This is a genomic window from Marivirga sp., from assembly GCF_024636815.1.
Taxonomy (GTDB): domain Bacteria; phylum Bacteroidota; class Bacteroidia; order Cytophagales; family Cyclobacteriaceae; genus Marivirga.
In genome coordinates this window covers 1-11,617 of the sequence record NZ_JAGXGF010000159.1, presented here as the reverse complement: position 1 = coordinate 11,617, position 11,617 = coordinate 1, and the positions used below count along the sequence as shown (strand labels likewise).

The following is an 11,617-nucleotide window of genomic DNA, read 5'->3' as shown; positions in this document are numbered from 1 at the left end:
AATGATTTGGCTTTAGAGGTTAAGAAAAGCATCAAATCTTATGAATGGGTAGGATTGATCTTTAATACGATTGGGGTCAGTGACGGTATTTCCATGGGTACCAACGGCATGCGATATTCATTGCCTTCTCGTGATATTATAGCCGATTCAATGGAAACAGTTGTAAATGCCCAGGCTTATGATGCTATGATTGCCATAACCGGTTGTGATAAAAATATGCCGGGTGCACTGTTAGCGATGGGCAGATTGAACCGTCCTTCCCTAATTATTTATGGAGGCACAATTGCCCCCGGTTGCCATAATGGCGAAAAACTGGATGTAGTATCAGCTTTTGAAGCATTGGGTAAAAGGCAGGCTAATACCATTTCTGAAGAAGATTTTAAAGGCGTAGTTGCCAACGCCTGCCCGGGTCCGGGTGCTTGTGGCGGAATGTACACAGCTAATACAATGGCTTCGGCTATTGAAGCTTTAGGATTATGCTTGCCCTATGGAGCATCCAATCCAGCGCAAAGTGAAGAAAAGAAAAAGGAATGTGCCGATGCCGGTTTAGTGATTAAAAGTTTGATCGAAAATGATCTGAAACCCAGAGATATTGTCACCAAGAAATCATTTGAAAATGCCATTAGGTTGATTACAGTTTTGGGCGGATCTACCAATGCGGTTTTACATTTATTAGCAGTAGCTAATGCTTTTGAAATCGATTTAACATTGGAAGATTTTGCTCAAATCAGTGCAGAAACTCCTTATCTGGCAGACTTAAAGCCTTCTGGTAAATATTTAATGGAAGATCTTCATAAAAATGGAGGCATACCTGCAGTCATGAAAATGATGCTGAAGGAAGGTTTGTTGGATGGTGATTGCATGACAGTAACAGGCAAAACTTTAGCAGAAAATTATGAAAATATCCCTGCTTTGGGAGAAAATCAAGATATCATTCATTCAGTCCATAACCCTATAAAGAGCTCTGGTCATTTGCGGATTTTGAAAGGTAATCTTGCACCCGATGGAGCTGTAGCTAAAATCACAGGTAAGGAAGGAGAGATTTTTGAAGGAACCGCAAGAGTTTATGACGGAGAATTTTTGACTAATGATGGCATTGCCAATGGTGAAATAAAAGAAGGTGATGTTGTTGTCATTCGATATGAAGGGCCAAAAGGTGGGCCAGGAATGCCGGAAATGCTAAAACCAACAGCGGCCATTATGGGAGCAGGCTTAGGTAATAAAGTTGCTTTGATAACAGATGGAAGATTTTCTGGAGGAACCCATGGCTTTGTAGTGGGGCATATCAGCCCGGAAGCATTTGATAATGGTCCATTGGCTTATGTTGAAAATGGTGACCGCATCAGAATAGATGCGATAGAAAATTCAATTAGCGTATTGATTGATGAAAAGGAGTGGGAAAAGCGTAAAACGAAAACCCCTAAAAAGCCTGAGAGAAATGTAACAGGCAGCCTAAAAAAATACAGCAAGCTAGTATCATCAGCATCATTGGGATGCATAACTGATTTATAATATGGAAGAAGTAGCCACCAAATCACAAAAAAAGAAAGCCAAAACTACCATGAGCGGTGCTGCTGCCTTGGTAAACTGCCTTATCCGTGAAGGAGTGGAAACACTTTTCGGGTATCCGGGTGGGGCAATAATGCCGGTTTATGATGCTTTGTTTGACCAAAAGGAAAATATAAAACATATCATGACCCGGCATGAGCAGGGTGCAACTCATGCCGCTCAGGGATTTGCAAGAATTTCCGGTAAAGTAGGCGTTTGTCTGGCTACTTCAGGTCCTGGAGCAACAAATTTGATAACAGGCTTGGCCGATGCACAATTGGATTCTACGCCTATGGTTTGCATAACTGGACAAGTGCCGGGCAAAATGATTGGCTCGGATGCTTTTCAGGAAACTGATATTGTAAGTATTTCAATGGCGGTTACGAAATGGAATATTCAAGTTACAAAGGCGAAAGATATCCCCAATGCAGTTGCAAAGGCCTTTTATATTGCTCGCAGTGGAAAGCCCGGACCTGTTCTAGTGGATATTACCAAAGATGCTCAATTTGAACTGGCCGAATTTGAGGAATACGAAACTTGCGATCAAATCAGGAGCTACGTACCTAATCCCAAATTGAGCGAAAAAGCTTTAAATGATGCTGCCGAATTGATCAATCAGGCCAAAAAGCCATTTATTCTTTTTGGTCATGGGGTGCTGCTTTCAAATGCCAAAGAGGAATTTAAGGTATTCGTAGAAAAAACAGGGATTCCTGCTGCTTGGACTATCATGGGTTTATCAGCACTTCCCACTTCACATCCTTTAAATGTAGGGATGTTAGGCATGCATGGAAATTACGCGCCTAATATTTTAACCAATGAATGTGATGTTTTAATTGCTGTTGGGATGCGCTTTGATGATCGAGTTACAGGTGATGTGAGTCGATACGCCAAGCAAGCCAAAGTGATCCATTTAGAAATAGATCCAGCCGAAATCAATAAAAATGTAGAAGCAGATGTACCGGTTTTAGGAAATTGTAAAGAATCTCTTGCGGCTCTATTGAAGAAAGTCAATGAAAATCAACATGATCAATGGCTGACTCGATTTAAAGAGTTGAATGCTCAAGAGGAGGAAAAAGTGATTCTAGGCGAATTGAATCCTCCAGCTGATGAGCCGATCAGCATGGGAGAGGTAATCAAACATATCTCCACTATTTCGAGAGGCACTGCTATCATCGTAACGGATGTGGGACAGCACCAGATGGTGGCACAACGTTATTATAAATATGCGAATTGGAAAAGTAATGTAACCTCGGGTGGTTTAGGTACTATGGGTTTCGCTCTCCCAGCTGCCATCGGGGCAAAATTCGCTGCTCCACATCGTCAAGTAATTGCAGTGATTGGGGATGGTGGTTTTCAAATGACCATTCAGGAATTGGGTGTGATTTTCGAGACCAAGGTAGATGTGAAAATTTTACTTTTAAATAATGAGTATCTCGGAATGGTGCGGCAGTGGCAGCATATGTTTTTTGAGAAGCGTTATTCTTCTGTGGATATGGTTAATCCTGATTTTCAGATGATAGCAAAAGGCTATGGTATAGAATCTGAAAAGGTAACAGAAAGAGAAAAATTAGAAGATAGCATTCATAAGTTTTTAAGCCATGAAGGAAGCTATTTGCTGGAGGTAATGGTAGGCAAAGAAAATAATATTTTTCCTATGATTCCTACGGGAGCCTCTGTGTCCGAAATTAGACTAGAGTAAGCCGTTGGTTGGTACTTAGGTCAATACCGAAGGTCAGACCGGAACTGGCTTAACAGTGTGTAATAGCCGTAGTAAAGTGAATGTCCAGAGAGGAAGAATCGGGGAAATTAGGACCTAGAACCAAGAATTAAAACACTAGAGTCTAGGTTCTAGAATCTATTATCTAAATATCTTAAATATGAAAGAACAATTCACATTATCAATATACACCGAAAACCTGATAGGTATTCTACACAGGGTGACCACTATTTTTACTAGGAGGCATATCAATATTGAGAGCATTACAGCCTCTGAAAGTGAAGTAAAGGATATCCATCGCTATACGATCGTGGTAAGTTCAACAGAAGAGAAAATCAAGAAGATTGTCAAGCAGATTGAAAAACAAGTGGATGTTTTCAAGGCGTTTTATCATAAAAATGAGGGTATAGTGTATCAGGAAATGGCTTTATATAAAATGCCGACCAAATTATTATCCCAAACGAGAGAAGTAGAATATATCGTTCGAAAGCATCATGCACGTTTGCTGGCAGTGGAACCTGATTTTACCATCATAGAAAAAACAGGTTTTAAAGAAGAAACGCAGGAGTTATTTGAGCAACTGAAACCTCATGGTATACTTGAATTTGTTCGCTCAGGCAGAATTTCAATCTCTAAACCAATGAAAGAATTTCAGGAATATTTCACCGAAGTGGAGGAAGCCTCGAAATTGTAATTAATAATTAATAATTACCAATTAATAATTAGGTCAGTACCGAGGATCGGTAATAAGTAGACAATAGACAGTTGACAAAATGTTTAAAGCAACAATTTGTATTTTATTAGAAAAAGTGAATTAAAAGCGTTTTGTCAACTGAATAAGCCGAAGGCTTATTATTGTCAACTGTCAACTTAGCAATAGAAACTAATAAATAAAATTAACTAAATAACCCGTCTAGGTTCTAATATCTGGACTCTAAAATCTAATATCATGGCAAAATTAAAATTTGGAACAGTAGAAGAAGAAGTCGTTACGCGAAAGGAGTTTCCTTTGGCGAAAGCACAGGAAGTATTAAAAGATGAAACTATAGCAGTTTTAGGCTATGGAGTTCAAGGCCCTGGTCAGGCATTAAACCTGAAAGACAATGGCTTTAATGTAATTGTTGGGCAACGAAAAGGCTCTAAGAGTTGGGATAAAGCAGTATCCGATGGATGGGAGCCCGGCAAAACACTTTTTGAGCTGGAGGAAGCATCTGAAAAAGGCACAATTCTGCAATATTTATTATCCGATGCCGGACAAATAGCACAATGGGAGATGGTGAAAAAACATCTTACTCCAGGGAAAGCTTTGTATTTTTCACATGGCTTTGGTGTGACCTATAAAGATCAAACCGGTATTGTCCCGGCTAAAGATGTGGATGTAATATTGGTGGCACCTAAAGGATCGGGCACCAGTTTAAGGAGATTATTTGTAGCAGGCAGAGGATTGAATTCCAGTTTTGCTATCCATCAGGATGCTACCGGTAAAGCTTGGGAAAGATGTGTAGCCTTAGGAATAGGGGTTGGATCCGGCTATTTATTTGAAACCAATTTCAAAAAAGAAGTTTATAGCGATCTGACAGGAGAGAGAGGAAGTTTGATGGGCGCAATTCAAGGATTATTTGCTGCTCAGTATGATTTACTACGAAAAAAAGGACATTCTCCATCAGAAGCTTTTAATGAAACGGTGGAAGAAGCTACTCAATCTTTATATCCTTTGGTTGCTGAAAACGGAATGGATTGGATGTATGCCAATTGTTCTACCACAGCACAACGTGGTGCATTAGATTGGTGGAAAAAATTTAGGGATGCCGTAAAGCCGGTCTTTGAAGAATTATATGAATCTGTAGAAAGCGGAAATGAAGCCAAGCTGACTATTACAGCCAATGAAAAAGAAGATTATAGAGTTGAGTTAGAAAAAGAATTGAAAGAATTGAAAGAGTCTGAAATGTGGCAAGCAGGTGCTGCAGTTCGACAATTAAGACCGGAAAACACATAATTAGAATGTCTGAAACCTTAAAAGCATACTATCCAAAAATAGAAGCCATACAAAGTGCCGCGCAAAAACTGAAAGGCGTGGCACTTTTAACTCCTTTAACTCCCAATTTGGGTTTGTCAAAAGAGTATGGGGCTAATATTCAATTCAAACGGGAGGATCTGCAACCAGTGCGTTCCTACAAAATCAGAGGTTCCTATAATAAAATTAGTAGCCTCTGTCGTGAAGAATTAGATAAAGGAATTGTATGCGCTAGTGCAGGAAACCACGCACAGGGAGTAGCTTATTCTTGTCAGCAATTGCAGACAAAAGGTAGGGTTTTTATGCCAGCACCCACACCCAAGCAAAAAGTCGCACAGGTAGAAATGTTTGGAGAAGATTTCGTGGAGATAGAATTGGTTGGCGATACTTTTGATGATGCTTTTCATGCCGCCCAGGAATATCAGAAAAAATCAGGGGCAGTATTTATTCATCCTTTTGATGACCCTAAAGTTATTGAAGGACAAGGAACTGTAGGCTTGGAAATTTTGCAACAAGCAGAAAATCCTATTGATTATCTCTTTTTGCCAGTTGGTGGGGGTGGACTATCAGCTGGGGTGAGCAGTGTTTTTAAGGCATTATCTCCCAATACTAAAATCATTGGAGTGGAACCGGCAGGTGCGCCAGCCATGAAAACCTCAATTGAAAAAGGAGTGAATACTGCTTTGAAACATATTGAAAAATTTGTGGATGGAGCAGCTGTTAAAAAAGTAGGAGATTTGAATTTCGAGATTTGCCGACAGAATTTGACTGAAGTCATCACAGTGGAGGAGGGCAAAGTCTGTGATGTGATATTGCAATTATATAATAAAGATGCAATAGTTGCTGAGCCAGCTGGGGCATTATCCATTGCTGCATTGGAGCAATATGCAGAAGAAATCAAAGGTAAAAATGTGGTTTGCGTGTTGAGTGGAAGCAATAATGATATTACTAGAACCGAAGAGATTAAAGAGAGAGCTTTGCTTTACAAGGGGTTGAAGCATTATTTTGTTGTGCAGTTCCCACAAAGGGCAGGGGCACTTAAGCAATTTGTAGTGGAGGTTTTAGGTCCTGATGATGACATTAGCCATTTTGAATATACCAAGAAGAATTCCCGGGAGACGGGTTCCGCAGTTGTAGGCATAGAATTAAAAAATTCAGCTGATTTCCCTCAATTATTAAAAAATATGAAGCGCCTAGGCTTCTATGGTGATTACCTGAATGACAAACAGTATTTATTGGATTTGGTGGTTTGAAATTGTAAGGAGTAGTGAGAATTGGTTTTAAGTAATCAGTTCTATGTTTTAATTCTGAGTATGCCTGAATATGGTTGAAAAATTAATGATAGGTATTATTTAAGAATAGAATGTTTAATACAAAGAGCATCATCGCAACTCAAAGTAAGAAATCATTAATACATAATACTGAGCTATGTGATAGGTTCTCAAACAACAATATTGATTATTATTTATCTTTTTTCTTTTAATTTTTCATCAGTTTTGTAAGTCATTAAACTCTTAATTTAAGATATAAATGAAAAGCCTAAAGCAATTCATTGCTTTAGGCTTTTAGTTTTTTAAATCGTGTTAACAGTTAATCGCCAATTTTCAAAGTCAATACAGGTCTTTTAGAATGGTTTACCACATCTTCGGCTATACTTCCGCTTAATAGATGCATTAAGCCTTTTCTGCCATGGGTCCCCATTGCTATTAAATCAATATTTTGTTCTTTGGCAAATTCTAAAATGCCTTCTTCCTCATTGATTCCATTATGAATATGTCTTTCTGCTTCTAAGCCATTGTTTTTCATGTATTCATTCATACGCTTATAAGTGGTGCTTGAGGACTCAAAATTATTAGGAGTATTCACTTTCAAGAGATGAATTTTTGCATAAGAGAGTTTTGCAATTTCTTTAATCTTAGCAGCTAATTCTTTATCGTCATTTTTCATTGATGTAGCGAAAACGATATTGTCAATGTTAGCTAAACTAATTTCCTTTTTGAGGGTAAGAACAGGGCATTTAGCATTCCTCACTACTTTTTCAGCATTTGACCCAATTAAAATTTCATCTACTCCACTACTGCCGCTTGTACCCATTATAATCATATCAGGTTCATACTCGTTAACAATAGAGGAAATATTATAGTAAGTGTTTCCAGCTTTTAATTCAGTATTTAAATTTACTCCTTTGAGCAAATCGTCTTCTTTAAGTTTTGCTAATTTCTTTTTCCCAAGTTCAATCATTTTCATAATAAAAACGCCTTCCATACCATCCACATTAGTAGCTTCACCCATAGTATTGAAGGAGGTTTGTCCTGGAATCTCTACAACATGTAGGAGAATTAACTCCGCATCAGTTTTTTTTGCAATTTCCACAGCTAATTTTAATGCATATTTAGCTTGATCTGAAAAGTCGGTTGGAACTAATATTTTTTTCATAGTGATATAGTTTTCATTTTTTTCAATTAAATATACGAATCTTATATAAAAACGATGGGAATTATGCAATAAAATATGTTTTAGAGTGCTAAAACTGAAAACCCGAACAAGAGAACAAAAAGTAAAGTAGACATAGCTAGGAACTTCAACTGCGGATCTAGTTCAGTTGAGCTTTTAGCTTGATAAACTTTATTTAAATGCTTGGCAAAAAATAAAAAGGAAATAGCTACACTTATTATTGCATAGAATTCTTCATGAATGATTAAAAAAACTATTGAAGCTAAACATCCTAAAGTAATGAGAATAGTATGGTAAATTATTGCATTTCTTTTCCCTATCCTTACGGGGATACTGTTTTTTCCAGCTGCTTTATCAGATTTAATATCTCTAATGTTATTCACATTTAAGACACCGGTGGCAAAGAAACCACAACTAGCGGCTGGTAATAAAATTAATACTTCCAAACTTTCATCATGTAGAAAATAAGTACCACAAACACCTAATAAACCAAAAAAAAGAAATACTGAAATATCACCCAATCCGCTGTATCCATAAGGTCTTTTGCCATTAGTATAGGCAATAGCAGCAGCGATTGCGGCTAAACCTAATCCTAAGAATACATAAAAAGTAGTACTTCCTATACCAACCGAAAAGTGTAACAGCAAAACACCACTTATGAAAGATAAGATTGCAAAAACGATGATGGAATTGAACATGGCTTTAGTACTAATGCTACCTTTCTGGACGCTGCGTTGCGGCCCCTCTCTTTCTGCGCTGTCCGCACCATGAACACTGTCACCATAATCATTTGCCAAATTGGAAAGGACTTGTAAGAATAGGGTAGTCGTCAAACTTAAAATGCATACCGATATGTTGAAGGTTCCATAATAAGCAGCCAAGAAACTACCCATTCCGATACATGATAAAGCTAAGGGTAAGGTCCTTAACCTAAAGGCTTCTAACCAGTTTTTCAGCATGCTTATAATTTTTCGGCTATCTCACCTGGGTTTACAGATGATGGATAAAAACTGATTTCAGTTCCGTCTTCTGAAACTAAATATTTACAGAAGTTCCAGTTAGGTTCTTTGCCTGTTTGCTCTTTTAAAAATTTGAAAAGAGGATGTTGGTTTTTTCCGACTACTTCCATTTTGGAAAACATAGTAAATGTAACACCATAGTTTTTCTCACAAAACTGAGCGATTTGCTGATCACTACCGGGTTCTTGTCCACCAAAGTTATTCGCAGGAAATCCTAAAACAGTCACTTGATCTCCAAAATTTTCATGTAATTCTTGTAAGTCTGCATACTGGGGAGTGTAGCCACACTCGCTGGCTGTATTGACAATCAATATATTTTTTCCTTTGAAATCAGAGAAATTAATGATTTCCCCATCTAAAGATTGTATTTCAAAATCGTATATACTCATAGTTTTTTCAGTTTGATTTGAAGTTGTGAAAATAGATAAATTCAGTAAAAGAAACAGAAATGTTTGCGTAATGTTCACTGCTTGCGATTTTAGAGTGTATTGTAATTATTCTTACTGAGTGCATTTAATTATAAAATTTACAATAGACAATAATAAGCCTTTGGCTTATTCAGTTGACAAAAGGCTCTGTTCTAGTCTCATTTAAAGCTATTTCCTTTTTTGCCGATAGCTTTGTATCAATTGTCAACTGGATCTACATTTTCTCAGGAACATCAGCTCCCAATAAATTCATGGATTTTTCAATGGTTTCAGCTACAATTTTCGAGAATCCGATTCTGAAAGCCAGAGCTTCCTGATCTGATTCATTGAAAATAGAAACTTCAGAATAGAATTTATTATAAGCCTTTGCTACTTCATAAACGTAATTGGCAATGATAGATGGCGCATATCCATTTGCGGCTTCATCTATTTTGTTAGGAAAATCTATAATCAGTTGTAAGACATTATTTTCAGTAGGTTCCAAAGAATTCAAATTCTCGCTTACACTTGGCTTAACACCTATTTGTTCTGCCTTTCTTAAAATTGCGCAAATTCTAGCATGTACATATTGAATAAAAGGACCAGTATTTCCTTGGAAATCAATTGATTCTTCAGGATTGAACATCATGCGTTTCACCGGATCAACTTTTAATAAATAATATTTCAGTGCACCTAATCCTAACTGACGGTAAAGTTCTTCAGCTTCCTCCGCATTAAAACCATCAATTTTACCCAATTCGTCTGTTCTGCTTTTGGCAGTGGCAAACATATCCTCCATCAAATCATCTGCATCCACTACAGTCCCTTCTCTGGATTTCATTTTGCCTGTTGGCAAATCTACCATTCCGTATGATAAGTGGTAACAGTTTTTTGCCCACTCATAACCAAGCTTAGCCAGAATGATAAAAAGCACCTTGAAGTGGTATTCTTGTTCGTTTCCGACTGTATAGATTTGTTGCTCGATTTTAGGGAAGTCTCTGTATCGTAAAATGGCAGTTCCAATGTCCTGCGTCATATAAACAGAAGTCCCGTCTTTTCTCAACAATAATTTTTCATCCAAGCCTTCTTCTGTTAAATCAATCCAAACAGAACCGTCTTCTTTTTTATAAGCTAGGCCTTCTTCCACTGCTCGAAGCACTTCCTCTTTTCCTAAAGAGAAGGTTTGAGATTCGTAATACAATTTATCAAAATCCACTCCCATGGTTTTATAAGTATTTTCAAAACCTTTATAAACCCATTCATTCATCATTTCCCAAAGGGCGTAAGTTTCAGGCTCTTTCTGCTCCCATTTCAAAAGCATTTCTTGAGCTTCTTTAATTAATGGGGCTTCTTTTTCAGCCTCTTCTTGAGTTTTTCCTGCTTCTACTAATCCCGCAATTTGGGCTTTATATTTTTGATCGAAAATAACATAATATTTCCCTACCAATTTATCGCCTTTCATGTTGGCAGATTCAGGAGTCTCACCTTCACCAAATTTCTGCCACGCTACCATAGATTTGCAGATATGAATCCCTCTGTCATTGATGATTTGCACTTTGTGGACTTTATTACCGTTGGCTTTTAAAATCTGCGCAACAGAATAGCCTAAGAAATTATTTCTTAAATGTCCTAGGTGCAAAGGTTTATTAGTATTAGGGGAAGAATATTCCACCATTACCTCTCTACCAGTTGCTACTTTAAATCCGTAATTAGGAGTATTTAAAATATCAGAAGCTATTTTTAACCATACTTTATCCGCTATCACAATATTTAAGAAGCCTTTCACCACATTGTATCCGCTAACCAATTCAGAGTTTTCTTGCATATATACCCCTACTGCTCCGGCTGTTTGCTCAGGATTTAATTTTGAAAAGCGTGATAAGGGAAAGCAAACCAAAGTATGGCTTCCTTCAAATTCTTTCCTGGTAGGTTGAATTTGAATAAGATTTTCATCCAAGTCTTGATCAAATAAAGCTTTGAATGCTTGGAGTGAAAGTGCTTTTAATTCTTCTGTTAAATTTAACATGATAGGGTGTAATTTTAATTTTTTGAATTGAATGTGAATGATTATGCTTTAGGTAAAAATACTTCTGCCATCATGCACCTGGCGCTACCGCCACCTAAGGCTTCAATTGTATCCAATGAACTACTTAAAATTTCGCAATACTTTTCAATTCTTTTAATTTGATCCTCATTCAATGACTGATGCGCAGCAGCGGACATCACCAAATAGGGCTTTCCATCAGTACCATTTACCTGCAACATATTACCTGCAAAATGGTGTTTTTGGTCTTCGCTGATTTCAATTACTTCTTTACCTGTTTTTTCAAGACTATCGATTACCGCTTTTCTTTCTGATGCCTCATCGATTGAATCTGCACATAAAATTGCCAATTCATCCGCTACGCACATCATTACGTTAGTATGGTAAATAGGAAGTCTAGTCCCTTCGAAGGTT

Annotated in this window: 10 protein-coding genes; 5 read left to right on the top strand and 5 right to left on the bottom strand. The window is 37.5% G+C overall.

Annotated features, from left to right (window positions below; translation table 11 throughout):
* The 5 genes from ilvD to ilvA all read left to right on the top strand — a co-directional run.
* Positions 1 to 1,512: dihydroxy-acid dehydratase (ilvD, locus tag Q0L29_RS11540; RefSeq protein WP_296621800.1), on the top strand; the 1,512-nt coding region annotated here is incomplete at its 5' end.
* Position 1,513: 1 nt separating this feature from the next.
* Positions 1,514 to 3,247: a biosynthetic-type acetolactate synthase large subunit gene (gene ilvB, locus Q0L29_RS11535; RefSeq protein ID WP_296621798.1), complete on the top strand. Its 1,734-nt coding sequence runs from the start codon at positions 1,514 to 1,516 to the stop codon at positions 3,245 to 3,247.
* 178 nt (positions 3,248 to 3,425) lie between these two features.
* Positions 3,426 to 3,959, top strand: a complete 534-nt coding sequence (gene ilvN / locus Q0L29_RS11530) for an acetolactate synthase small subunit (protein ID WP_296621796.1) — start codon at positions 3,426 to 3,428, stop codon at positions 3,957 to 3,959.
* Positions 3,960 to 4,214: 255 nt separating this feature from the next.
* Positions 4,215 to 5,261 carry a ketol-acid reductoisomerase gene (gene ilvC / locus Q0L29_RS11525; RefSeq protein WP_296621793.1) on the top strand — a complete coding sequence of 349 codons (1,047 nt, stop codon included), beginning with the start codon at positions 4,215 to 4,217 and terminating at the stop codon, positions 5,259 to 5,261.
* Between the two features lie 5 nt (positions 5,262 to 5,266).
* Positions 5,267 to 6,532, top strand: a complete 1,266-nt coding sequence (ilvA, locus tag Q0L29_RS11520) for a threonine ammonia-lyase IlvA (protein ID WP_296621792.1) — start codon at positions 5,267 to 5,269, stop codon at positions 6,530 to 6,532.
* Positions 6,533 to 6,869: 337 nt separating this feature from the next.
* Here ilvA and Q0L29_RS11515 read toward each other — a convergent pair whose 3' ends face one another.
* From Q0L29_RS11515 to Q0L29_RS11495, 5 genes are all read right to left on the bottom strand, one after another.
* Positions 6,870 to 7,715, bottom strand: coding sequence for a universal stress protein (locus Q0L29_RS11515; protein ID WP_296621790.1), 846 nt, complete (start codon positions 7,713 to 7,715; stop codon positions 6,870 to 6,872).
* An 80-nt stretch (positions 7,716 to 7,795) separates the two neighbouring features.
* Positions 7,796 to 8,692, bottom strand: coding sequence for a 1,4-dihydroxy-2-naphthoate polyprenyltransferase (locus Q0L29_RS11510; RefSeq protein ID WP_296621788.1), 897 nt, complete (start codon positions 8,690 to 8,692; stop codon positions 7,796 to 7,798).
* Between the two features lie 2 nt (positions 8,693 to 8,694).
* A complete protein-coding gene (locus tag Q0L29_RS11505; protein ID WP_296621786.1) occupies positions 8,695 to 9,141 on the bottom strand; it encodes a glutathione peroxidase in 447 nt (148 codons plus the stop codon).
* Positions 9,142 to 9,394: 253 nt separating this feature from the next.
* Entirely contained in the window at positions 9,395 to 11,185 is a 1,791-nt protein-coding gene (gene argS, locus Q0L29_RS11500; protein ID WP_296621784.1) for an arginine--tRNA ligase, read from the bottom strand.
* A gap of 41 nt (positions 11,186 to 11,226) precedes the next feature.
* Positions 11,227 to 11,617 (bottom strand): arginine deiminase-related protein (locus Q0L29_RS11495; protein ID WP_296621782.1); only part of this gene is annotated, 391 nt, incomplete at its 5' end.